Origin of the sequence: Xanthobacter oligotrophicus, from assembly GCF_008364685.1 — a bacterium.
Classification (GTDB): domain Bacteria; phylum Pseudomonadota; class Alphaproteobacteria; order Rhizobiales; family Xanthobacteraceae; genus Xanthobacter; species Xanthobacter oligotrophicus.
The window spans coordinates 240774-265790 of the sequence record NZ_VTTL01000004.1 but is presented as its reverse complement, the minus strand read 5'-3'; the positions used below and the strand labels follow the sequence as shown (position 1 = coordinate 265790).

Genomic DNA, 25017 nt, shown 5'->3' with positions numbered 1-25017 from the left:
GGCCGGGCGTGTCCCGGCCATGGCGGATCGTGAGGCGGACAGGCTCAGTTGGGCCGCGTCATCTTGCAGGCGTCCTGCACCGGAGAGGAGGCTTCGGCGGCGGTGAAGAGCTTCATCGGCTTGAAGCCCAGGTTGGTGCCGTCCACCTTGAACTTGGCGTCCTCCGCCACGATGGAGACTGCCATGGGAATCTGTGCCTGGTGGTCGGCCGCGCGCATGCTGGCCTCGCCCATGGGCGTCTTGACCTTGACGTTCTCGATGGCCTTGGCGACGGCGTTGATGTCGACGCTGCCGTCCTTGGCCGGCGGCACGCTTTTCAGCGCCTCGCCCACCATGGCCATGCCGAAGGCGGTCTGCGGCTCGATATAGACCGGATAGTGGCCGGTCTTGGCCTTGTAGTCCTCGGAGAAGGCAGCGGTGGCCTCGCTCGCCTCGGCGTTGAAGGGGTGGGAGACCACATTGCCGAGGGCCACATCGCCCGCATTGGCGATATTGCCCGGCTGGTCGAGGAAGGCGGTGGCGAAGCGGGTCTTCAGGCCGGCGCCATGGGCCGCCTTCATGAGAAGCAGCAGGTCGTTGGACCAGTTGCCGGTGATCACCGTCTCGGCGTTGGCCGCGGAGATCTTGGCGACGTAGGGCGAGAAATCCTGGATCTTGTTGACATCGTGGAGGGTCTTTTCCACCACCGTGTAGCCGCCCAGCGGCGCGTTGGCGACGATGGCGCCCTCCATGTCGATGCCCCAGCTGTAGTTCTGGTTCATGGAATAGACGCGGGTGCCGAGAATGCCAGCATCCTTCATGGCCAGCACCATGGGCTTCACCCGCACCTGCGCGTTGGGATTGAAACGGAAGTGGTAGAAGTGGCACTTGGCGCCGGTCAGCTCCAGCGCCTCGCCGCCCACGTTGAGGAAGAGCACTTCCTTGCCGGGATTGCGCAGATTGTGCTTGCGCACGTCCTCGGTGATCTGGCCCGACACGGCGGAGGACGAGCCCTGCACGATGAAGCGGGCGCCGTCGGCGATGGCCGCCTTCACCTTGTCGGCAGCGCCCACCGGGCCGCCCTGGTTGTCATATTCCAGCAGCGCGATGGGCTCGCCGCCATAGCCACCGCCGGCGTTGATCTTGTCGATGCCGAATTTCGCGGCGGTCTTGAACAGCAGGCCGGTGGAGGCCTGAGGACCGGAAAGGGTCTCGATCACCGCGACCTTCAGCGGCTCGGCGCTGGCAGCGCCCGCCGTCGAGGCCAGCAGCATGGCGGCGATGGGCGCGAGGAAATGTGTACGGATGGTCATGAAAAGTCCTCCCTGGGACGTCGTTTTACTTGGCTTCACCCGACTTTTCTTCACTCTTTGCGGGCTCACCCCGCCGCGCGCAGGTGGCGCTCCAGAAGGCGCCAGACCTCGTCGCGGATCTCCAGCTGCGGCATGTGGCCGACGCCCGGAAACAGGTGCAGGCCCACCATGCCCGGCAGCCGCCGCACATGGCCCGGCGGGATGATCTTGTCCTCGGTGCCGGCGACGACGGTGACCGGGATGCGCAACTGCTCCAGCTCCGTCCGCACGCTGAAGGCCTGCGTGCCGTCCGGAAACAGGGCGGCGGCAAGGCGCTGCTGCGCCGCCACCAAAGCCTCGTCAGCGCGGGCCGCCGCGGCGGCTCGCACGAAGGCGGGGGTCAGCACCGCGGGATCGGCAACCAGCTCGCCCAGCCAGGGCGCAAGGCTCTCGGCGGTGCGGGCACGGGCAAGGCCGGACACGAAGGCGCCGTTGATGTCGGGCCCCAGGCCCGCCGGCGCCAGCAGGAAGAGCGAGCGCACGTCGGGATAGCCTTCCGCCGCCAGCGCCACCGCCACCGCCGCACCGAGGGAATGGGCGACGAGATCCAGATCGAACAGGCCAAGCCCCTGCAGCGTCTCGCCCACCGCCGCCACCAGCGCCTCGAAGCGCGCGGCGCCGTGGCCGGCCGACCCGCCATGGCCCGGAAGGTCGATGCCGAGCACCGGCCGCGACACCGCAGCGCCGGCGAGGAAGGGGCGCCAGCCGTTCAGCTCCGAGCCGAAGCCGTGAACCAGCACCAGCGGCCGGCCCTCGCCCTGGCGCAGCCATGCATGGTTGAGCCCCCCCTGCCCCGACCCGCTGCCGAGACGCGGCGCAGCAGTGGCGATACGTGGTGCTGCGGGCGCCACCTTATGGCGGGCCTTCTCCACGTCGATCCGTACGATACGGCCCTTGGGACCGCTGCCCGCGACGGCGCTGAGATCGACCCCGAAATCATCCGCGAGGCGCCGGGCGAGCGGCGAGGCCACCACCTTGCGCGCGGCCACGAGGGCGGCGATGGACGGTGCCCGCGCCGCAAGGCTCGGGGTCGGCGCAACGGGCGCGGGTGTTGAGGGGGCAGGTACAGGCGATGCCGGAACAGAAACCGCCGCAGCCGCGGCCACGGCCGTCACCGCCGGCGCAGCGGCGACAGACGCGACCCGCGCGGGCGCCGTTTCCCCCTCCGCGAGGATGGAGGCGATGAGGGTGCCCACCGCCACGCCGCGCGAACCGTCTCCGATCAGGATGGGGCCGAGGCGGCCTTCGCCTTCCGCCTCCATCTCCATGACGGCCTTGTCGGTCTCGATCTCGGCGAGCAGGTCGCCAAGCTTCACCGCCTCGCCTTCCTTCTTCAGCCAGCGGACGAGGTGGCCCTCCTCCATTCCGGCGGCGAGGGCGGGCATCAGGATTTCCTTGGGCATGTGGGGCTCCTGATCAGGCGAGGGCGAGGCCCTGCTCGGCCATGACGCGGCGGATGCCGGCCTCGATGTCCTTGGGACCGGCGCAGGCGGCGGCTTCCAGCACCTTGGAGATGCTGGGCGAGGCCTCCCCGCCATGGACGCGTTGCACCGGCTGGTCGAGCGCATCGAAGCAGCGGGACTGGATCTCGGCGGCAAGGAAACCGCCGTAGGAGGTGCCCACCGAACCCTGCTCCACCACTAGCACGTTGCCGGTCTTGGCGATGGAGGCCTCGATGGTTTCCCAGTCGAGGCCGGCGCGGTCGAGGCTGCGCAGGTCGATGACCTCCGCATCCACACCCAGGCGCTCCACCTCCTCCAGAGTCGACTTCACCATGGACAGATAGGTGAGGATGGTCATGGCCGAGCCGGGACGCACCACCTTGGCCTTGCCGAGGGGAATGAAGTAATCGAGGTCATCGACCGGCGCCGGGCCCTTGGCGTTGTAGAGGTCCACATGCTCCAGCACGAGCACGGGGTCCTGGCAGGCCAGTGCACTGTTCATGAGGCCCACATAATCGAACGGCGTGGAGGGGGCGACGATGCGCCAGCCCACGGCAGTGGCGAAGATGCCGGCCGGGTCCATGGAATGCTGCGAGCCATAGCCCGTGCCCATGGCCACCTTGGTGCGCAGCACCAGCGGCACCGCCATGTCGCCGCCGAACATATGCCGCGCCTTGCCGATCTGGTTGAACACCTGGTCGGCGGCGACCCACATGAAGTCCGGATACATGAACTCGATCACCGGCACGTAGCGCCCGTCCATGGCGATGCCGCCGGCGAGGCCCGCGAAGGCGTTCTCGCTGATGGGAGTGCCGAGCACGCGGTCGCCGAAGGCATCCTTCAGGCCGCGCGTGGCGCCATTGGTGCCACCCTTGAGGCGATGCACGTCCTCGCCCATCACCACGATGCGGTCGTCTTGCGCCATGCGCCGGTGCATCACGTCCGCCACCACATCCACGAAGCGGGCCTGCGGCTCGATACGGCCGGTGAAGGTCTCCAGTTCCTCGGTGCGCACGCCATCGAGTTCCGAGAGGTCGCCGCGCACGCCGAAATCGCGGAAATCAGGCGACGGCCACAGGGCCGGGATGATGCGGCGCTTGCCGTCCACCTGCTCCACCAGCTCGCCGGCCACATCCTCCATGAGCGCCTTGGCGCGGGCGCGCAGGGCGGCGACTTCCTCATCGCCGATGAGCTGGCGCAGGGCCATCTCGCGGGCCACGAGATCGATGGGATCGCGCCGGCGCCACTCCTGCTCTTCCTCGCGGGTGCGATAGCCGAAGGCGCTGCCGGGGAGTGGTCCGTTCTGGTGGAAGAAGCGGTAGACATCCGCCTCGATGACGGTGGGGCCACCGCCCGATCGCATCACCTCCAGCGCCTCGGCGCTGGCTAGCGCCACGGCCAGCGGGTCCATGCCGTCCACCTTCCAGGAGGGGATGGCAAAGCCCAGCCCGCGCGCGGACAGGCGGGTCTCTGCGGTGGCCTCCTCCACATGGGTGGAGACGGCGTAGCGGTTGTTCTCGATGAAGAAGCACAGGGGCAGCTTCCAGGCCGCCGCGAGGTTCATGGTCTCCAGCACCGAGCCGATATTGGTGGCCCCGTCGCCGAAATAGGTGAAGACGGCATCGCCCGTGCCGGCGCGCTTGTGGGCGAAGGCCGCCCCCGCCGCCAGCGGCACGCCGCCGCCGACAATGGCATTGGTGCCGAGATTGCCGGCATCGCCCCAGCGCAGGTGCATGGAGCCGCCGCGCCCCTTGCAGAAGCCCTGGGCGAGGCCAAGGATTTCCGCCATGGTCTTCTTGGACAGATCGCGCACGTCGCCACCGATGGCGGCAGTGGGGGACAGGCCATCCGGCGCCACATAGGCCAGCGACTTGGCGAGGAACTGGTGGTGCGCCCGATGGGAGCCGTTCACCTGGTCGGAAGCGCGCATCATGACGGCGGATCCGGTGGCACCGCCTTCCTGACCGATGGCCGAATGGGCGGGGCCGTGCACCAGCCCCTGCCCAGCCAGCTCCAGCACCTTCTCCTCGAAGGCGCGGATCAGCACCATGGAGGTGAGCATGGTGCCGAGCAGGGCCGGATCGGCCGCATTCCAGTCATCGCGCGAGGTGGTCAGCTCACGCCAGGGGGCGGCGGGCTTCAGGTCCATATGGGTCGCCATCACGGCAGCTCCGAAAACGCTGGAAACGTCGGGGGTGCAAACATCCCCCGCGCGAAAGAACGTGACATCAAGGTGCTAGCCATGGCTCAGCCGCCCGGGTCGGCGGTGTGCCAGAGCCTCAGGGAGGACGTGCGCTCATAGGCCTTGCCATTGGGAAAGCTCACCAGCTCGCACTGCATACCCCAGGGGGTGAGGAAATAGACCCAGGTCTGCCCGCCGCTGGGGCCGCTCTCGCGCGTCACCGGCACGCCGCAGATGCGGGCGCCGTGCACCTCAAGGTGGCGGACGGCGGCATCCATGTCGTCCACGTAGAACGCAAGATGATGGCCACCCACGTCGCTGTTGCGCGGCTGTATCGTCCGCTGGTCCGGAGCGATGTACTGGAAGATCTCGAAATTGGAGCCGAATCCGCAGCGCAGGAAGACGAGCTTCTTCATGATGGTGCGGGGATCGACATTGAGCTGCCGCGCCATCCAGTCGTCCTCGGCCTGGAACGGGCCAAGCTCGTAGACCTGGATGCAGCCGATGACATCCACGAAGAAGCGCACCGCCTCGTCGATATCGGGAACGGTGAAGCCGATATGATCGGTGCCGCGCAGGCCCGGAAGCCCCCGCTTGGCCGTCTCGTAGGATTGCCCACCCTCAGTGCTCATGACCCGACCCGCTGGAGGGATCGGCGTGCCGTTCGGCTGGGACAGGGTGCGATTTCCGCGGGAAGCGGGCCACCGTCGCGGTCGCCGCAGCCCCCTCGCCCTCGCGTCTCTCCCTTGCCAAACGATCTGCGCCGCTTTCCTGACGGATACGGCTGGTGAGATACGCTGTCAACATCAATGTATCCAATTGTGGCACATATTGGGATATTACAGCGCAAAATACGCATATTTGGATACATTTGCTGGAATGCGCACGCGCATGGTATCCAAATCAACCGAGCCGCACGGTCCCCCTGCGAGTCAGGGATCCTCCAGCAGAGCGCGCCATGAGAACGGAAAAATCCCCGGACGGGGCGGACAAGGACCAGGGCGTCCGCAGCCACGCCATCGCCACGGACCTGCGAGCCGGAATCCTCGCCGGGCTCTACGCCCCCGGCACCCGCGTGCGGCAGGAAGAGCTGGCCGAGCGCTACGGCACCAGCCGCATCCCCGTGCGCGAGGCCCTGCGGGACCTCGAAAGCGAGGGGCTGGTTGTGCTGGTGCCCAATTCCGGCGCCTGGATCGCCAAGACCGACATCAACGAGTGCGTGGAAATCTACAAGATCCGCGAGCGCATCGAGCCCCTCGCCCTCAGCGAGAGCATCCGCAACATGGACGCGGCCACCATCGCCCGCCTCGCGGACCTGTGCGCGCAGATCGAGGCCTCAACGGAGGTGGAGGATTTCCTGAAGCTGGACCGAGAATTCCACCTGCTCAGCTACAAGGCGGCGGCCATGCCCACGTTGCTGGCCATGATCGAGCGCTTCTGGAACACCACCCAGCATTATCGCCGCGCCTATTCCCACCTCATCGGGAAAGAGGGCCAGTGGATCATCCACAGCGAGCACCGCCTCATCATGGAGGCGATCCGGCGCCGCGACGGCGTGGACGTGCAGCATCTGCTCGAAAGCCACATCCGCCGCACCCGACTGCAACTGCAGGCGAACGATTTGCCGGGTCTCGTCCAGGCCGGCAGGTAGGCCTGCCTAAACCTTCTCCGCGCGGCGGCGTCCGCCCGCGGGCTTGCGCGGCGGTTCGGCCGGGGTCGCCGGCGTGGAGATGGACCACAAGGTCTCGAACATCAGCGACTGCAGGCGGGCGAAATCCTCGCTCTCGATGATGAGGCCGTAATTCTCGCGCTTGGAAGAGATGATGGAGACCTTGTCGTCATAGACATACTGGGTCACGCCCAGCGTCATGGCGTCCGGCGCATAGCGCAGCTCGCGCAATTGCTCCATGCCGGAAGGCCAGATCTGCTCCACATCCTTGTTGCGCGAGCGCAGCACCTTCAGCGTGATGCCACGCTTCACCCGCTCGGAAATGTACACGTCCATCTCCCCGAGCCCCGGCGTCTCGATCAGCTCGTTCATGGAGAGGATGCCGCACAAGGTCTTGCTCTGGCAGGTCAGGGTGTCCCACAGCACCGTGTTGATGCCCTCCTCGCCCTCGTAGAAACGGATCTGCGGCTTGCCCTTGGCGCGGTTGTAGAGGGAGCGGATCTGCGGCATCACATCGGTGATCACCTGCTTGCGCAGTTCCAGGCGCTGGAGCATGCCCACCGGATCCTCCGCCACCACGAAGCGCCGGCCGGAACGCTCCTCGATGCGGATCAGCTCCTCCTGCTCCAGCCGCTCCAGCACGTCATAGGCGGTGGTGCGGGCAAGCCCGGCACGGGCGGCCACCTCCTGCACCGGCGCCTCACCCAGCTCTACGGCGGCGAGGTACAGCTTGAACAGCTTTCCGGTGATTCCGATCTTGGCGAGCTTTTCTTCCATGTCCATGACGTGTTGGTCTCACGGCGCGGCGCAGGCGAGCCGCGCCGTGAGAATGGATGAATTCGCGGCGGATTGCATGTCCCGCCGTGTTCAAGCCTTCAGGCGAACCGCCTGCTGCGGGGCTTCGTTGACCGTCAGGCTGAAAACGTCCGGCCGGGCGTAGTTGCCGGCCACGTCGAAGTCGAACTTGGCGCGGCCCAGATCGTCCAGGTCCAGCTCGGCGGTCAGGAGCGTCTCCGTGTCGAAGACCGGGCCGGCCAGCACCTTGCCGAGGGGATCGATGATGGCCGCCCCGCCGTGCATCACGATCGCCTCGGGATCGCCGGTGATGGAGCAGCGGTAGTCATCCGGGAAGTCGCCGCGCTTGACCACCTGGCAGGTGGTGAGCACGAAGCAGCGGCCCTCCAGCGCGATGTGGCGCATGGTGGGCAGCCAGGTCTCGCGGTCGTCGGCGGTGGGCGCGCAATAGAGCGAGACGCCCTTGGCGTACATGGTCATGCGCAGCATGGGCATGTAGTTCTCCCAGCAGATCACCGCACCGATCTTGCCGATGGGCGTGTCGAACACCGGCAGCGTCGAGCCATCGCCGAAGCCCCAGGCGAGGCGCTCGCCGGCGGTGGGCATCAGCTTGCGGTGCTTGCCCAGCAAGGACCCGTCCGGGCCGAAATAGAGCACCGTGCAATACATGGTGCCCAGCTCCCGCTCCATCACGCCGATGACCACATAGGTCTTGGCCTCGCCCGCCGCCTTGCCGATGCGGTCCGTCTCCGGCCCCGGCACGGTGATGGCGGCGTCGAAATAGCGGCGGAAATCGTCGCGCCCGCGCGCGGTGCGCACGCCGATGGAGATATCGAAATCCGAGCCCTTCGGATAGACCGAGAGGAAGGCTTCGGGGAACACCACGATCTCGCAGCCCTCCGCCCCCGCCTTGGCGATCCACGACTCGGCCTTGGCGACCGAGGCCTCCACGTCGAAGGGCACCGCGCCCACCTGGGCGACGCCGGCTTTCACTTTCATCTTTCTTCTCCCTGGGATTTGATGGGGCGTCACACGCCGAGATAGGCGCGCCGCACGCCGGGATCGTCGGAGAGGGATTGCGCGGTGCCCGAGAGCACCACGTGGCCCGCCTCCAGCACGTAGCCGCGGTGGGCGACGGACAAGGCGAGCATGGCGTTCTGCTCCACCAGCAGCACCGACACGCCCTGCCGGTTGATCTCGCCGATGGCCGCATGCAGCTCGTCCACCACGATGGGGGCGAGGCCGTGGCTCGGCTCGTCGAGCAAAAGCAGCTTCGGTTGGCCCATGAGCGCGCGGCCGATGGAGACCATCTGTTGCTCGCCGCCGGACATGGAGCCCGCCATCTGCGCCTGCCGCTCCTTGAGGCGCGGGAACAGGGCAAACACCCGCTCCACCCGCTCGGGAATGTCGCGCGCGCCGCGATGGCCGAAGGCGCCCATCATCAGATTGTCCAGCGTCGTCATGCGCGGGAACACGTGGCGCCCCTCCGGCACGTGGCCGATGCCAAGGCCGGGGATGGTGTGGGCCGCCCGGCCCAGCAACGCCGCCCCCTCGAAGGCGATGGTGCCGCGCGCCTTGGGCACGAGGCCGGAGATGGAGCGCAGCAGCGTCGTCTTGCCCGCCGTGTTGGCGCCGAGCACCGCCACCGTCTCGCCGGCCTTCACCTCCAGGGTGACGGAAGACAGCACGTCCGGGCCGCCATAGGCAGCGCAAAGGTCGCGAACTTCAAGCATGGGCTGCCTCCTTGCCGGCGGCGCCATGGCCGAGATAGGCCTCGATCACCGCCGGGTTGGCGGCCACCTCGGCGGGGGTGCCCTGCGCGATCAGCCGGCCGAAATTCACCACCAGCAGCCGGTCGCACAGGGCCATGATGGCGCGCATGTGGTGCTCCACCACGAGGAAGCTCAGGCCCTCGGCCTTCAGCGCGCGGATCACGCCCATCACCTCGTCCATCTCGTTGGGGGTGAGGGCCGCCATCACCTCGTCCAGCAGCAGCACGCGGGGCCCGGTGGCCAGCGCGCGGGCCATCTCCACCAGCGCCTTCTGGGGGAAGGTGAGGTCGGCCACATCCGCCTCCGCGATGGGGGAGAGGCCGAGCTTGTCCAGCACCCGCTCCGCCGTGGCGCGCGCGCCGGAAAGGTCGTGGCGCAGCAGGGCGGCGGTCATCACGTTCTCGACCACGCTCATGTCGGGGAAGAGCGCGGCATTCTGGAAGGTCTTGGTCATGCCCTTTGCCGCCACCTTGTGGGGCTTGAGGCCGGACACGGTGTCGCCGTCCAGCACGACCTTGCCGGAGGTGAGCGGCTGGAGACCGACCAGGGCGTTGAACAGGGTGGTCTTGCCCGCCCCGTTGGGACCGATGAGGCCGATGATCTCGCCCGCCTTCAGGGTGAAGGAGACGCCGTCCACCGCCTTGAGGCCGCCGAAGGTGACGGCGATGGCATCCGCTTGAAGCAGCGCGTGCATGATCATGCCCCCTTCGCGGCGGCTTGGGCCGGAGCCACCGCCGGTGGCGCCGCCTTGGCGGCGCGGCGCTTCTTCGGCCAGAAGGCCATGATGCCGCGCGGCTGGATGAGGATGGCGGCGATCAGGATCAGCCCGAACACCAGCTGCGACAGGCCCGCCGCCTTGGAGGAGAGATAGGCATTCGCCACCTCTTCCAGCGGGATCAGGAACAGGGCGCCGATGAGGGGCCCGCCCAGCGTGCCGAGCCCGCCCACGATGGCGATCATGGCCATGCGCACCGAGATGCCCGCCAGCGAGAAGATGGAGTCCGGATCGAAGAAGAAGGTGAACTGCGCGAACACCGTGCCGCACATGGCGGTGAGCGCGGCGGAGATGACGCTGGCGGTGAGCTTCACCCGGAAAGTATCGACGCCAGCAACCTCGGCTGCATTCTCGTTCTCCCGCACCGCCCGCAGGCGATAGCCGATGGCGCCGCGCGCCAAAAGGTGGAAGACGAGGCAGACGAACACCAGCAGGCCGAGGATGGCCCAGTAATAGGAAGACACCGCGCGGAAGGCGAAATAGGCCGGCTGGGTGCCCATGAAGGGGATGGAGAGGCCCACCGGCCCGCCGGTGAGGCTGGCCCAGCTGTTGGCGATCACCCGCATCACCTCGGCAAAGGCGAGGGTCGCCAGCGCGAAGTAATGGCCCTTCAGCCGAAAGGTGGGGATGGAGAGCAGCGCCGCCGCTGCCCCCGCCACCACCGCGCCCGCGAACATGCCGATCCAAGGCGAGACGCCGAGCTTCAGGAACAGCAGGGTGGAGGTATAGGCGCCGAGGCCGAAGAAGGCGGCATGGCCCAGCGAGATCTGGTTGGCGAGCCCGCCCACGATGTTCCACGACTGCGCCATGGCCGCGAACAGCAACACCATGGCGGCGACGCGCAGCAGATGCCCGCGCGGATCCACCATCAGCGGCAGCAGAGCCGCCGCCACGAAGAACAGGAGCAGCACCGCGCGCCCCGGCGAGAAAAGCTGTCGCATGGCTCAGGCGCCCTTGATGAGGCCCTGCGGGCGCAGGGCGAGAACGGCGATGAAGATCACGAACAGGCAGAGGTTCTGCAGCTGGATGGGGAAGACGAGGGTGGACATGGACTGCACGATGCCCACCATGATCCCGCCCGCCAGCGCCCCTGCCACCGATCCGAGTCCCCCCAGCACCACCACCGTGAACATGAGCACCACGAACTGGCCGCCGATGGTGGGGCTGACCGTGATGTAGGGCAGGATGACCGCGCCGCCGAAGGCGGTGAGGGCCACGCCCAGGCCGAAGGCCAGCCCATAGGTGCGCCGCGTGTCCACGCCCACCAGCGTCGCCGCCATGGGGTCCTGCGCCACCGCGCGGATGGCGCGGCCCATCCAGGACCGGTCTAGGAACAGCCACAGCGCACCCGCAAGAATGACGGCGGCGATGAAAGCGTAGAGATAGGGCGCGCCGATGAAGATGTCGCCGAGCCTGTAGCCCTCCACCTGATAGGGCACGCTCACCGACCGGAAGTCGGAGCCGAAGGCCATCAGCGCCGCATTCTCGATGACGATCATCAGGCCCACGGTGAGGAACACCTGCGCCGCCGGCGGCGCCTTCAGCACGCGCTGGATGAGCGTGCGCTGGACCCCATAGCCCACGGCGAACACAACGATGAAGGACAGCACCGATCCGATCAGCGGATCGAGCCCCAGATAGCGCCAGGCGAACCAGGCCACATACATGCCCAGCATGAGGAATTCGGCATGGGCGAAATTGACCACCCCGAGCACGCCGAACACCAGCGAAAGGCCGGTGGCGATGACGCCGTAGACGCCGCCCAGGAGGAGACCATCGACAAGGGCCTGAAGCATAGGTGTCCCGTCAGGCTGGAGGGCGGCCCCGCCACGCGGCGGGGCCGGAGAGCGAGGTGCGCTTTAGGTCAATTCACCGGCTTGCCGCGCCAGATGGGTGCCTGCTTGGCTGCCTTGGGCGGATAGACGGTCACCGGCTCGTCGCCGCGCCACTGCACCATCACCGGGAAGGCGGAGGCGTTGAGGCCATTGGCGTCGAACTTGATGCAGCCGCCGGGCACGCCGCGCGCAAAGCCCGCGCAATAATCGAGGCTGGCGAGCGCGTCGCGCACCTTCTGCGGATCGGACGACTTCGCCTTCTCCATGGCCTGCGCCACCGCATCCAGGGCCGCGGCGTGGATCAGGGCCTCGTGGGTGATGAAGGCGCCGTACTTCTCCTTGTACTTGGCCGCGAGATCCGGGATCAGGTCGCCGCTGGCGGCCGCAACCGAGAGCACGCCCTCGGCATATTCGCCGAGGCCCTTCTTGAAATCCGGGATGATGTAGCCGGCCGCGCCGCCGATCACCGGAATGTCGATCTGCTGCTGGCGCAGGGCGCGGATGATGAGCAGGCTGTCGTTGAGGTAGGACACCGGGAACGCCATCTGGGCGCCGGAGGCGCGCAGCTTGTTCACCAGCGGCGACACGTCGGTGATGCCGAGCGGATAGGCTTCGTCCAGCACGATCTGGACCCCGGCCTTCTGCGCCGCTTCGCGCAGGCCCTTGGCCTGGGCGGTGCCATAGGCGGTGTCCTCGTAGAGGATGGCGATCCTGTCGATCTTTTCGCCGGCGGCCTTGGCAATCTCGGTGGCGTAGTCGAACTGCGCCGCGCCGAACACCGTGCCCTTGGGCGACACCTGGAAGACATATTGGTAGCCGCGCCCGGTGATCTGGTCGGCAAAGGCGAAGGTGACCAGCGGAATGCCGGCGCGCTCCGTCACTTCCGATGCGGCCAGCGTGGTGGACGAGACGAAGGCGCCCACCACGGCGCTCACGCCGTTCTGCGAGATCAGGCGCTGGGTGGTGGCGGCAGCGGTGTTGGGGGTGGGCACGTCAGCCGCCACCAGCTTGATCTTGGCGCCGCCGAGGGAGGCGATGCCGCCTGCGGCGTTGATCATTTCGGCCGCAAGCTCGGTGCCGCGCTGGGCGCCGATGCCGAACTGCGCGTTTGGCCCCGAGAGCGGCTGGATCACGCCCACCACCACATCGTCCGCTGCATGCGCGGGCTGGAGGAAGGACGCGAACACGGCGGCACCGGCGGCGAGCATGACACCCGCCGCGCGGCGCCGGTCGAGAGGTGCGGACATCATGGGACCACCTTCGGCTCTGGCTTTCGATGGGCCAGACGCTACGGCGTGTCGGTTATTTCCGTCAATAAGCTTCGGCACCAAAATTTGAGCACTGGCCGCACGACAGCGGGCGATATGATTTATCTATTTGATATTTCATAATTTAATGTGCAAACATTTTACGCAAACTGATTTCTGAAACATGAGATTCGACACCAAAATCAAGTGTCGAAATTTTCGACGGCAGGCGCCAGCAGCATCCGCAGGGCAGCTTCCGACCCCGCCTCCTGGGAGGAATTGTCGGCAATTTTCGACGCTATAGAAGTGGGATAAAAATCAATCATACTGTCACTTGTTTGGGCAGATGCGATGCCGTTCACTCCACTGCGTCGAAGATTGTTGACATGGCATCCGTCGCACCCTCATCTTTTCGGACCTTCCAAGAAAAGAGAGGACCTTTCCGCATGCAAAGGACCTGGAAAGCGGTCGCGTCGGCGACCGCCGCGACCCTTGCCGCAGCGCTGCTGCCGGCCGCAGCCATGGCGCAGGCGCCGGTGAAGATCGGCGTGGTTCTGCCGCTCAGCGGACCCAACGCCCAGTTCGGCATCAACAGCCGCACCGGCATCGAGATGGCGGCGGACGCCATCAATGCCGCGGGCGGCATCGCCTCCCTCGGCGGCGCGAAGATCGAGCTGGTGGTGGCGGACGTGCCCAGCCCCAACACAGCGGCTGCCGCCACCCAGCGCCTCGTCAGCCAGGATCAGGTGGTGGGCGTGATCGGGGCGTTCGTCTCGTCCATCACGCTGGCGGCCTCGGAGGTGACAGAGCGCGCCGGCATCCCCATGATCACCCACTCCTTCGCCGACCAGATCACCTCGCGCGGCTACAAGTACATCTTCCAGGTGTCGGCCAAGGCGACCACCTACGGCAAGGCGCAATTCGACTATGCCATCGCGCTGGCGAAGCAGGCCGGCGCGCCATTTGAAAAGGTGGCGATCTTCTACGAGGACACCGCCTACGGCACCGCCCAGGCCAAGGGCCTGCGCGAAGCGGCGAAGGCGGCGGGCATCACGCCGGCCATCGACGAGGCCTATCCGCTGGGCATCACCGATGTGGCGCCGCTCATCAACAAGCTGCGGGCGTCCAAAGCCGACATTGTATTCCCGGTGTCTTATTTCAACGACGCGCTCCAGATCATCCGTGCCATGCGCCAGCAGAAGATCGATATTCCCACCGTTGGCGGCGCCGCCGGCTATATTATTCCGGACTTCAAGAAGGGCCTCGGCGAATATTCCGAGGGCGTGTTCTCCATCGCGCCCGCGAACTACGATTTCATTCCCGAACTGAACGCCCAGTACAGGGCCAAGCACGGCACCTTCATGACCCACGAAGTGATCATGTACGGCGCCGCGCTGCATCACCTGGCCAAGGCCATCGAGGCGGCGAAATCCCGCGATCCGGAGAAGATCCGCGACGCCATCGCGGCGCTGAAGATCTGCGACACCGGCTTTGCCGCCGGCATTCCGGGCGGCTGCACCGCCTTCGACGCCACTGGGCTTTCCAGCACCGCCTATCCGGTCTTCGTGCAGTGGCGCGGCGACGATCTTGTCACCGCGTTCCCCGCCAAGGCCGCGAAGGGGCCGGCCATCTGGGCCGGGAAGACGCTGAACTGAAGTCCATAATCACTGAAGGAGGCGTCGCGTCGGCTCGCCCCGGCGTGACGCTCCGCCAAGAGGAAACGCCATGGTCTTCCACGTCGACTATCCGCGCATCGTCCCCGAGCGCCGGCCGCCGGGCCACGAGCCTGCCGCGCCGCGTTTCTCCCTGCGCTGGGAGCAGCCGGTGGGGCTCTTGGTCTGCGCCTATTTCGGCTTGCAGGGGCACGATCTTGGCTGGGACGAGCAGAAGGCCTTCTTCGACCGCCTCGAAGCCTCCTTCGGCGCGGACGGGCCTGTCGCCCACGAAATCATGCGCGCGAGCGACGAGACCGGCGCGGTGAACGCCATCCTCGTCGCCTACTGGCTCGATGCCACCGCCCATGCCCGCTGGGAGCGCAACTCACCCTTCATGGCGTGGTTTCGCGCCCCCGAACGCCTCGAAGGCACCCGTGGGGTGTGGCGGGAGACCATGCACGTGCCCTACGACCGGCACGAAACCATCTATTCCACGCCCGGCTACGCCATCGGCCTTGCCCGTACGCCGGGCGCAACCCGCGCGCCCATCACCACCAACGGCTATTTCGGCGCCATGCGCGACCGCATGCCCATCTCCGCCATCGACACGCTGGAAAGCCCGCTCGACGCCATGCCGCCACGCCGCGCGCCCACGTCCCTCGGCCAGCGGCTGACTGCGGCGTTCCCGCTGAACCTCATTTCGATCCGGTCCGGCCAGTATTGGGAGGGGGCGGGTAACGAGCAGACCGCCGACTATATCGACCATCTCCAGCCCAAGCTCATGCGCGGCATGGCGCACCTCTCCTCCCACCCAGTGGAGACCGGCACGGTGACCCTGCGCATCATGACAAATCTGGATGCCGAGGGTAGGCCGCGAGCCGAAACCTCGGTGCACGGCTATTTTCTCTCCATGGCGCATCTGGAAGAGTGGTCGCGCAGCCACGAGACCCATCTCGACATCTACCGGCACGCCATCGCCATGAACCGGCTGCACAAGGAGAGGCGCGAGGTCTTCACATGGCATGAAGTGTTCGCGCTGCTGCCGGGCGCCCATGCCGAATATGCCAATTGCCACGCCGGCACCGGCCTGCTGCCCTACTTCGCCGACGCCTGAGGCTCCCGCAGAGTAGGTGCAGGGCGAGAGGCGATATCGGCTTTGGGCGGGATTGAATTGAGATTGCGCATCCGGTGCATGGTCGACATGCGGGCCGGGCCTATGACGGATGCGTAATGTCAGGCAAACGACCGTCGCGGCTTCGCCGGGGCGAAGGGCAGTCGTGCCGTATCATCGCGACAAGATCGGGGGCCGGGTTTCACCTGGCCCCGGCGTTCAGCTTCAGACCGCCTTGGCCTGAGCCTTGGTGCGACGCTTGCGGACGGGCGCGACCACCACGAGGGCTTCGGCTTCCGCTTCACGGGCTTCGCGCAGCGCGCGCAGGCGCGCGGTGTTGGCGCGGATCGCCTCGAAGTCGGAATTGTAGCGGTCCATGGCCTGGGCGATCGAGTTTTCGAGCTGCCGGCGACGGTCCGAACTGGAAATGCGCTCATGGAGCGCGGGAGAAAATGTGTCCATAAACAACACCATATACCATACCGCCCTTGAGCGGTAGAAATTAATCAATGGTCCGATTTGTGCGCCGGCTCTTCTTCCGAAGGGCCGGCCTTTGTCGTGCGCACATTTCGGCTACCAACATGCGCACGCGCCGCCAATACGTCCCGGCCAGCCGAAAAACTGCGCGGCTCATCCCAGCCGGACGTGAATGGAATGATCCTGCCGCGCCCCGTCGAGGGTGATGAGCAGCGGCTTCACCGGCAGCGCCAGCCCGTCATGGGTGGCGGATGCGATGCCGCGGCTCACCCGGTCCGGGTTCTCGACCACGATGCGATAGCGCCCCGCCCCATGGCGGATCGTCAGCTCGAAGCCCGGCCAATCCTTGGGGATGCAGGGATCGAGGCGCAGCTGGTTGCCCTCCTTGCGCAGCCCGAGAATGCTCTCCAGCCCGGCCCGCTGCATCCAGCCGGCGGAGCCGGTGTACCAGGTCCAGCCGCCACGTCCCGCATGGGGCGGCTCGGCATAGATGTCGGCGGCGAGCACATAGGGCTCGACCTTGTAGCGCAGCACGTCCGAGCGGGTGCGGGCATGATTGATGGGATTGAGCATCCAGAACAGGGCCGCCGCCTTGTCGCCCTCGCCCAGGGCTGCGAACGCCATCACCGACCACAAGGCGGCGTGGGTATATTGCCCGCCATTCTCGCGAATACCCGGCGGATAGCCCATGATGTAGCCGGGATCCGGCGACGACTTGTCGAACGGCGGGGTGAACAGTAGCGCCAACCCTTCCCCGGGCCGGATCAGTTCACGCTCGATCGCCGCCATGGCCCTCCGCGCCCGTGCCGGATCGCCGGCACCCGACAGCACCGCCCAGGACTGCGCGATGGAATCGATCCGGCATTCTGCATTCATGGCAGAGCCGAGCGGCGTGCCGTCATCGAAGAAGGCGCGGCGATACCAGTCGCCGTCCCACGCCTCGCCATCGAGGGCGGCCGAGAGCCCTTCGGCGTGCTGCCGCCATCTCGCCGCGCGCTCGGTTTCGCCCCGCGCCTGCGCAAGGGGGGCGAAGGCCGTCAGCGCTGCATGGAGGAACCAGCCCAGCCAGACGCTCTCACCCGCGCCCTGCTCGCCCACGCGGTTCATGCCGTCGTTCCAGTCGCCGGTGCCCATCAGCGGCAGGCCGTGGCCGCCCAGTGCAAGGCTGTGGTCGAGGGCACGGGCGCAGTGCTCGAACACGGATGCGGCCTCATCCGAGACGGCCGGCGGGAAGAAGCTCTCGTGCTCGCCCGCATTCAGCCTCTGGCCCTCCAGGAACGGCACCCGTTCATCAAGAACGTTGGCGTCCCCGCTTACAGCCACATAATGGGCCGTCGCGTAGGCGAGCCACGCGCGATCATCGGAAATGCGGGTGCGCACGCCACGGCCGGAATGGGGCAGCCACCAATGCTGCACGTCGCCCTCGACGAACTGACGGGCGGCGGCGCGCAGCAGATGGGCGCGGGTCATGTCGGGGCGGATGGCGACGAGGGCCATGCCATCCTGAAGCTGGTCGCGGAAGCCATACGCGCCGCTCGCCTGATAGAAGGCGGCACGCGCCCAGACCCGGCAGGCGAGGGTCTGGTAGAGCAGCCAGCCGTTCAGCATGATGTCCATAGTGCGGTCCGGGGTGCGGACCTCCACGGCGCCGAGAATATCGTCCCAGCTCCGCGTCACCTCGGCGAGGACCACGTTTAGGTCGGCGACACGGAAGCGGGAAATCAGGTCGCGGGCGTCCGCCGCATCATTCGCCTCGCCCAGGAAGACAACGCGCTCGATGCTGGCGTTCGGGCGCAGCTCGATCTGCGTCCGCAAAGCCCCGCACGGATCGAGCCCCGCGCCCACCAGCCCGGAGAGCGGCACGCCCCGCAAGGCCGCGGGATCGGCCAAGGTGCCGTTGCGGCCGATGAATTCCCGGCGGTCGCCGGTCCATTCGCTCTGGCGACCCGCCATGTCGAGGAAGGCGACCCGACCGCCGAAATCCGCATTCCACGGATTGCGTGCGAACAGGGCGCCGGTTTCGTCATCGATAACGGTGGCCACGAAGGGCGCCGTGGTGGAGCGCGACGGGCCAAGCACCCATTCCGCATAGGCGGTGAGGGAGATGCGCCGGGGCCTACTGGTCAGGTTGCGCAAAGTGAGACGGGAAATCTTGATGGCGCCGTCCACCGGCACATATTGCACCAGCTCGGCGGCGATGCCGTTCGCCGTATGGGAGAAGCTGCTGAAGCCGCGGCCATGGCGGGCCACATAGGTCGCCGCGTCGTCGCGCATGGGCAAGGCGGTGGGCGTCCACACCGCGCCGGTCTCCTCGTCGCGCAGGTAGAAGGCTTCCCCCGTGCGGTCGGCGACCGGATCGTTGGACCAGGGCGTGACCTGGTTTTCCCGGCTGTTGAGGGACCAGGTCGAGCCGCTGCCCTCGGTCGCCGCCTGGAAGCCGAAGGCGGGATTGGCGATGACATTGATCCACGGCGCCGGCGTGGAGCGGCCGGGGCCAAGTATCGTTACATAGTCCCGCCCGCCATCGGCGAAACCGCCGAGCCCGTTGAAATATTCGAGGTCCGGCACCGTCGGGGCCACGGCCTGAACCGCCGCCGGACGCTTCGGGTGGGGCTTTGCGAGAGCCGCGATTTCGACGATCCGGTCCAACTGCTCGGCAAGGCTGCCGCGCTGGGCCACCAGCACGATGCGCGCCGCCGCGGAGAGCAACGCCGGCGTCTCCGCCGGGATGATGTCGGCACGCAGGACGAACACCCGTCCCGCCGGCCCGTCGCGCCCCGCCTCGCGCGCCACCTGCGGCCGCGACTGGCTGGTGCGGACCAGCGTTTCGAGGGCGGTCTGGAGGTCCTGCACATAGGAGGAGCGGCGCTCGTTGAGGATGACGAGATCCACCGCCAGTTGCTTCATGCGCCAATAGTCCTGCGCCTTCAGCAATTCGTGGGCGACATCCAGATTGTCCATATCGGAGATGCGCAGCAGCACGATGGGCAGGTCGCCGGAAATGCTCTGCCCCCACAGGCCGGACTGCGGGCCGCCGCCGCGCAGGATCGTGTCCGAGGCGGGGCGCAGCGTCGGCGCGTTATAGATGGCGTAGCCGGCGAGCCGCTGGTACACGGCGGCGGCACCCGCCGTAATTCCCAAGTGATAGAGTTCCACTTGGGCCTGGGTCCAGGCCAGCGTCGCCGCCCGGCCATAGGCGGTGACATCGCGATGCCTGTCGATGCCGTCCAGCAGCGCGGCGCGGCTGGACGCCGCCATGGTCCAAAACGCGATGCGCGCCACCGCACCGGGTTCGATCCGCACCCGTCGGCGCAGGGCGAACACCGGATCGAGCACGGTGCCCACCGTATGGGACAGCGGGCCGCCGTCGATCACCGCGATGGGCGCGCGCACGCCGTGGCCCCGGCCGAGGAAGCGGGCGCGGTCAGTTTCGATCTCGGTGGCGCCCAACTCCTCGCCTTCGAGCACGCTGAAGTGGGCGGCCCAGATCTCCGGCTCCGAAGGCGCCCGGCGCCGGCGCGTGGCCAGGATGGCGCCGATATCGGCGAGATATTCGGTTTCGACGAACAGCTTGGAAAAGGCCGGATGGGCCATGTCCGACGCCTGCGGCGCCAGCGCCAGCTCGGCATAGGAGGTGATCTCCACCTCGCGCACCCGGTTGCCGGTATTGATGATCGAGATGCGGCGGACTTCCGCGTCATCCTCGGCGGAGACGACCACGTCCAGCGTGGTCTCCAGCGTGCCGTCGCGACGGGTGAATTCGGCGCGGTCCTCGTGGAAGGTCACAAGGCAGGCGTCCGGCTCCACGCCGCTGGGCTGGAGGCCGGCGGACCAGACCTCGCCGCTGCGCACATCCCGCAGGAAGATGTAGGAACCGAAATCGTCGCAGGTGGCATCCTCGCGCCAGCGGGTGACGGCGAAATCGCCCCAGCGGCTGAAACCGGAGCCCGCCGCCGTCAGCATGGTGGCATAGCGCCCGTTGGAGAGCAGGTGCGTGGCGGGCGTCGCCTGCCGGGCGGAGGTGAAGGTGCGCGTGGCCGCCGGTTCAAGATCCAGGACACGATCCGCGGCGCGCACCTGCGCCGACCAGGGGCGGACCACCGCCACGTCGCGGGGGGTACGTTCCTGAAGCAGCAGTTCGCTGGCCTGGATCATGGGCTCGGCATGGAACCGCGCTCGCATGATGCCGCCCATGAGCGCATCGGCGATGGCGACGATGGTCATGCCCTGATGATGGGCCATGAACGCCCGCACGATCACGAAGCTCTCATCCGCCGGGACCCGGCTCGCCGTATAGTCGAGAGCCTCGTAGAAGCCGTAGCGGCCGGAGGCGCCGGAGGCCGCCAGACGAGCGAGATTGGCACAGGCGGCGGCGGGCTCCGCCATGGCGGCCAGCGCCGTGGCATAGGGGGCGATCACCAGGCTGTCGCCGAGGCCGCGCTTCAGCCCCAGGTCCGGAATGCCGAAGTTGGAATACTGGTAGGTCAGTTCAAGATTGCGGGCGTTGTAGGCGGATTCGGAGATGCCCCAGGGCACCCGCCGGCTCGCGCCATAATCCATCTGCCGGCGTACCACCAGGCGGTTGGTCTGGTCCAGCAGGCTGCCGCCCGGTGCGCGCATGATCAGCGACGGCATCAGGTATTCGAACATGGAGCCGGACCAGGAGATCAGCGCGGCGCCGTGCGCCACCGGCGTCACCGAGCGGCCGAGGCGGAACCAGTGGCGGGCTGGCACGTCGCCCTTGGCAATGGCGAAGAAGCTGGCGAGCCGGGCCTCGGACGCCAGAAGATCGTAGCAGCTGGGATCGAGCGTGCCCTCCGGCACCAGGTAGCCGATGGACAGGAGGTTGCGGTCGCCGTCCATGAGGAAGCCGAACTCCATGGCCAGCGCCATGGCACGGGCGGTGTCCTCCAGTGCCAGGACGCGGACCCGCAAGGCGGCGTCGGCGGTGTCGTCCGATACGAGATCGCGGCGATGAGTGGCGACGGCTTCAAGGCTCGCCTGCGCCCAGAACAGCATGTCGGCGCCAGCCGTATCCCCGCGCTCGGTGGCGAGCGCAGAGGCGATGTCGAACATGGTGTCCGCCGCCGTGGCGAGTTGCTCCAGCCGGTGGGACAGCTCCTCTTCCGGTGACATGGGTCGCTGCGCCTCGGCGATGAGGGCGGCAAGGGCATGGTCCAGCTGGGGCAGCGTCACCGTCTGGGTGCGCCGGCCGTCCTGCAGGCGGGCCGCCTCGGTGCGGGTAAGGTCCAGCGCGTCGGCGATGCCGGCAAGGCGCTGCGCGGGGGGCTGCACGCCGGTTCGCCACTCGCGCAGCGCATTGGCGAGGGCGACGAGGTGCCCGGCCAGATTGCCGCTGTCCACAGTGGAGACGTATCTGGGGTCGAGCGGCCGCAGGTCTGACGTGTCGTACCAATTGTAGAAATGGCCGCGGAACTGCGCGAGGCGGCCCATGGTGGCAAGGGTGGCCTCCAGCCGCTCCATGGCGGCGTGGGTTCCAACCCACCCGAAGTCGCGGGCGCTGGCCACCGACAGCAGATAGAGCCCGATATTGGTGGGCGAGGTGCGGCGCGCCAGCGCGGACGCCGGGTCTTCCTGGAAATTGTCCGGCGGCAGCATGTTGTCCGCCGCTGTGACGAAGGTCTCGAAAAACCGCCAGGTGCGGCGGGCCGTCAGCCGCAGCGTGCGGGCATCGGCGTCCGACATCTGCAACAGGTCGGCCGGCTGGGGCGAGCGGCTGACGAAGCGCGCCACTACGGGCGAGGCGAACCACACCGCCGCGAACGCGAACGCCAGTGGCCAGGCGCCTTGCCCCGCAACCACGGCAACGACCAGCGCGGCGGCGGCAATAACGAAGGCGCCGGCCATCCGCCGGCAATAGGCCACAAGGTCGAGGCGCCGGGCCGAGGCGGCCTGGGCGGCGGGGACCCATTCCAGCAGGTGCCGACGGGAGACCGCGAGCCGCCACAGGGTGCGCACGATGGCATCGCCCATAAGCCAAGCCTCATGGGCCAGGAACACCACCGTGAGTGCCGACTGGAGCAGCGCCAGCCGCAGATCGCCGAGGAGCGCCCGCAGGTGGCTCACCATGGCAATCCCGCGCTGGCTGGGCACGACGGCGGCGAAGACCGGGATGAGGTTGGGCAGCGCGAGGGTGAGGAGCAGGAAGGAGGTCCAAATCAGCGCGGCGGTCCAGGGCAGGGTGAAGCCCGCGATCAGGCCCGCGACCACGAGGGGCGCCGACAGGGAGCGGCGCAGATTGTCCAGCATTTTCCAGCGCCCCATGGCCGGGATGTCGCCGAAGCCGTGGGCCACATGGGCCGGCTGGGGGCCGAAGCCGACGATCCAGGGCAGAAGCTGCCAGTCGCCGCGCGCCCAGCGATGGCGTCGCAGCGCGCTCACGTCATAGCGGGCGGGGAATTCCTCCACCACCTCCACGTCGGAGGCAAGGCCCGCGCGCGCGAACACCCCCTCGAACAGATCGTGGCTGAGCAGGGTCGAGTCGGGGACCCGCTCGGCCAGCGAGGCCTCGAAGACATCCACGTCATAGATGCCCTTGCCGGCGTAGGAGCCTTCGCCGGTGAGGTCCTGGTAGACATCGGACACGGCTGAGCCATAGGCGTCGATACCGCTCATGCTGGAGAAGGTGCGCTGGAACAGCGACCCCTCCACGCCCACCGGCAGCGACGGTGTCACCCGCGGCTGGAGGATGCCGTAGCCTTCCACCACCCGCCCGGACGCCGCGTCGAAACGCGGCTGGTTGAGGGGATGGGCCATCTTGCCGATGAGACGGCGCACCGTGTCCCGCGGCAGCCGCGTGTCGGCATCCAGCGTCACCACATAGCGCACATTTTCCGGCACGTTCGGGGCAACCCCGTCGATGGCGAGAAACGTCGTGTCGGCGGCGCCACGCAGCAGGCGGTTTAGCTCGTGCAGCTTGCCGCGCTTGCGTTCCCAGCCGATCCAGCGCCCCTCCCCCGCGTTCCACACCCGCCGCCGATGAAGCAGCAGGAAGCGGGTGCCGCCGGGCCCCGGTCCGTAGCGCGCATTGAGGCGCGCGATCCCCGCCGCCGCCGTGGCGACCAGGGCAGTATCGCCGTCCGCATGCTCCGCGTCGGCGTCGGTCCAGTCGGACAGGAGGGCGAAATGCAGGTCGCCTTCGGGGCTGGCCAGATGGTGGATCTCCAGCCGCTCGATATTTTCCTCGATGGAATCCGCGTGCGCCAGCAGCGTCGGTACCGCCACAAGCGTGCGCAGATGGGAGGGCACACCATCGCGCAGTTCCAGCGCCGGCAGAGCGGTCGCCCCGAAGCCGAAGCTCATGGCGCGGTTGACCAGCGCCACCGCCGCATCAAGCGCCGGAATGGCCCCGAGCAACGCCAGAACACCGAGCGCTGGCCCGGTGAACCCGGCGGAACCCATCGCCAGCAACGGCAAGACGAGCAGCGCAGCGGCGGCCATTGCGATGGCGCCCACATAGCCGCCGATGCCGAAGGCCCGGTTCAATCGCGTGGACACATCATGAAGCGGCAGGCGGAAACCGATCTCCTGCTCGAACGCGCGGCGGCCCCCTCCGATCAGGTGGTAGCCGGGATCGCTTTCGCGCCGGATCGCATCGGCGTCGCGGGGGGCACGGACACGCACGGTCGCAGCCAGCGCGGCCTGCGCGATCTGAAGCTCGGTGCGCGGCGCGCTCCGCGCCAGTTGCTCAATGGCATTGCGGTAGAGATTGCGGGTCGAAAAATCCATCGCCGAGAAGGCGCTGCCGGCGGTGAGCACGCGGTCCACCAGACTGGTGCGCTCGAACATCTCCTTCCAGTCCAGATCGGAGATCAGGCGCAGGCTGGTGATGATGTTGCGCACCGTCAGGTTGGCGGCACCCTGGCTGCGGTGCACGTCGCGCACCACCGCATCGGCAGTCATGCCCTGCGCCGCGAGACGCTGGTCCAGCCAGGTAAGGGCAGGTGTGATCCTCGGGTCCTGATCGCGCAGCCGGTGCACCAATTGCACCGCGAGCGCATCCGCCAGCGGCCCCTGCTCGTGGGCGGCGAGCACGGACGCAACCGGCTCGGGCGGCCGCCCGCTCAGCCCCAGCAGGCGGTCGGCCAAAGTATCGGCCTCGCGCCGGGCCACGCGATCGTCCACGATCCGCTCGGCCATGCGCCGCAGGTTCTCGATCAGGACGATGCGCAAGGTGATGGAAACCGCCCACAGCTCGCCGATGGTGAGCGGCTGCACCTCCTGATAGGCGTTCAGGTAACGCGCCAGCATCTCCGGGTCGAAGCGGCTGTCGGTGTGGGCCACGAACGCCCACGCCACGCCGAATACCCGCGGATAGCCCGCGAACGGCCCCGCAGCGAGCTTCGGCAGCTGGCGATAATAGCCCGGCGGCAGATCGGAGCGGATCTCACGGATCTGCTTTTCCACCAGGTGGTAATTGTCGATCAGCCATTCCGCCGAAGGGGTGATGGCACCGCCCTCGGCGAGGGCGGCCGCGATGGCGCGGTAGGCGTCCAGCAATACGGCGCCGTTGTCCGCAAGACGGGCCGACAGGGTGTGACCCCGGGCCAGCCGGGGCTCCACGGGCTGGGCCGCAGCCAGGCTGCGGGCGTGTTCTTCCAGACGTTCCGCACTGAACAGTTCTTCGCGGACCGGTTGGCCGTCATTCCAGGCGGAAGACGAAGGCGCGCGCCCGATGGCGGCGTGGAGAAGCGAGAGCAAATGGA

The 25017-nt window shown here is 67.7% G+C and carries 16 protein-coding genes; 3 read left to right on the top strand and 13 right to left on the bottom strand.

Annotation, left to right across the window (positions count from 1 at the left end):
- Positions 1-44: 44 nt before the first annotated feature.
- From FZ033_RS08215 to FZ033_RS08200, 4 genes are all read right to left on the bottom strand, one after another.
- Positions 45-1292 (bottom strand): branched-chain amino acid ABC transporter substrate-binding protein, encoded by a 1248-nt coding sequence (locus tag FZ033_RS08215; RefSeq protein WP_149575663.1) that lies wholly within the window; start codon positions 1290-1292, stop codon positions 45-47.
- Between the two features lie 65 nt (positions 1293-1357).
- Complete coding sequence (locus tag FZ033_RS08210) at positions 1358-2734, bottom strand: acetoin dehydrogenase dihydrolipoyllysine-residue acetyltransferase subunit (RefSeq protein ID WP_188079378.1); 1377 nt, start codon at positions 2732-2734, stop codon at positions 1358-1360.
- 13 nt (positions 2735-2747) lie between these two features.
- Positions 2748-4934 (bottom strand): alpha-ketoacid dehydrogenase subunit alpha/beta, encoded by a 2187-nt coding sequence (locus FZ033_RS08205; RefSeq protein WP_149575661.1) that lies wholly within the window; start codon positions 4932-4934, stop codon positions 2748-2750.
- Positions 4935-5020: 86 nt separating this feature from the next.
- A complete protein-coding gene (locus tag FZ033_RS08200) occupies positions 5021-5587 on the bottom strand; it encodes a VOC family protein (protein WP_149575660.1) in 567 nt (188 codons plus the stop codon).
- A gap of 326 nt (positions 5588-5913) precedes the next feature.
- On the opposite strand from FZ033_RS08200, the gene FZ033_RS08195 reads away from it, so the two are divergent.
- Positions 5914-6606 (top strand): GntR family transcriptional regulator, encoded by a 693-nt coding sequence (locus tag FZ033_RS08195; RefSeq protein ID WP_149575659.1) that lies wholly within the window; start codon positions 5914-5916, stop codon positions 6604-6606.
- 6 nt (positions 6607-6612) lie between these two features.
- Here the strand turns inward: FZ033_RS08195 and FZ033_RS08190 are convergent, their stop codons facing one another.
- The 7 genes from FZ033_RS08190 to FZ033_RS08160 form a co-directional block, all read right to left on the bottom strand.
- Complete coding sequence (locus tag FZ033_RS08190; RefSeq protein ID WP_149575658.1) at positions 6613-7407, bottom strand: TrmB family transcriptional regulator; 795 nt, start codon at positions 7405-7407, stop codon at positions 6613-6615.
- Between the two features lie 84 nt (positions 7408-7491).
- Positions 7492-8418, bottom strand: coding sequence for a carbon-nitrogen hydrolase family protein (locus FZ033_RS08185; protein ID WP_149575657.1), 927 nt, complete (start codon positions 8416-8418; stop codon positions 7492-7494).
- Positions 8419-8447: 29 nt separating this feature from the next.
- A complete protein-coding gene (locus FZ033_RS08180) occupies positions 8448-9152 on the bottom strand; it encodes an ABC transporter ATP-binding protein (protein ID WP_149575656.1) in 705 nt (234 codons plus the stop codon).
- Positions 9145-9891: an ABC transporter ATP-binding protein gene (locus FZ033_RS08175; RefSeq protein WP_232847381.1), complete on the bottom strand. Its 747-nt coding sequence runs from the start codon at positions 9889-9891 to the stop codon at positions 9145-9147. Before FZ033_RS08175 ends, FZ033_RS08180 begins: the two co-directional genes overlap by 8 nt.
- On the bottom strand, positions 9888-10907 hold the full coding sequence (locus FZ033_RS08170; protein ID WP_149575654.1) for a branched-chain amino acid ABC transporter permease: 1020 nt from the start codon (positions 10905-10907) through the stop codon (positions 9888-9890). Before FZ033_RS08170 ends, FZ033_RS08175 begins: the two co-directional genes overlap by 4 nt.
- A gap of 3 nt (positions 10908-10910) precedes the next feature.
- Positions 10911-11762, bottom strand: a complete 852-nt coding sequence (locus tag FZ033_RS08165; protein WP_149575653.1) for a branched-chain amino acid ABC transporter permease — start codon at positions 11760-11762, stop codon at positions 10911-10913.
- A gap of 68 nt (positions 11763-11830) precedes the next feature.
- Positions 11831-13051 carry an ABC transporter substrate-binding protein gene (locus tag FZ033_RS08160; RefSeq protein ID WP_149575652.1) on the bottom strand — a complete coding sequence of 407 codons (1221 nt, stop codon included), beginning with the start codon at positions 13049-13051 and terminating at the stop codon, positions 11831-11833.
- Positions 13052-13494: 443 nt separating this feature from the next.
- On the opposite strand from FZ033_RS08160, the gene FZ033_RS08155 reads away from it, so the two are divergent.
- Positions 13495-14703: an ABC transporter substrate-binding protein gene (locus tag FZ033_RS08155; RefSeq protein ID WP_149575651.1), complete on the top strand. Its 1209-nt coding sequence runs from the start codon at positions 13495-13497 to the stop codon at positions 14701-14703.
- A gap of 70 nt (positions 14704-14773) precedes the next feature.
- On the top strand, positions 14774-15817 hold the full coding sequence (locus FZ033_RS08150) for a phenylacetaldoxime dehydratase family protein (RefSeq protein ID WP_149575650.1): 1044 nt from the start codon (positions 14774-14776) through the stop codon (positions 15815-15817).
- 222 nt (positions 15818-16039) lie between these two features.
- Here the strand turns inward: FZ033_RS08150 and FZ033_RS08145 are convergent, their stop codons facing one another.
- Positions 16040-16324: a hypothetical protein gene (locus FZ033_RS08145; protein ID WP_149575649.1), complete on the bottom strand. Its 285-nt coding sequence runs from the start codon at positions 16322-16324 to the stop codon at positions 16040-16042.
- A gap of 120 nt (positions 16325-16444) precedes the next feature.
- A complete protein-coding gene (locus FZ033_RS08140; RefSeq protein ID WP_149575648.1) occupies positions 16445-25012 on the bottom strand; it encodes a GH36-type glycosyl hydrolase domain-containing protein in 8568 nt (2855 codons plus the stop codon).
- Positions 25013-25017 lie beyond the last annotated feature (5 nt).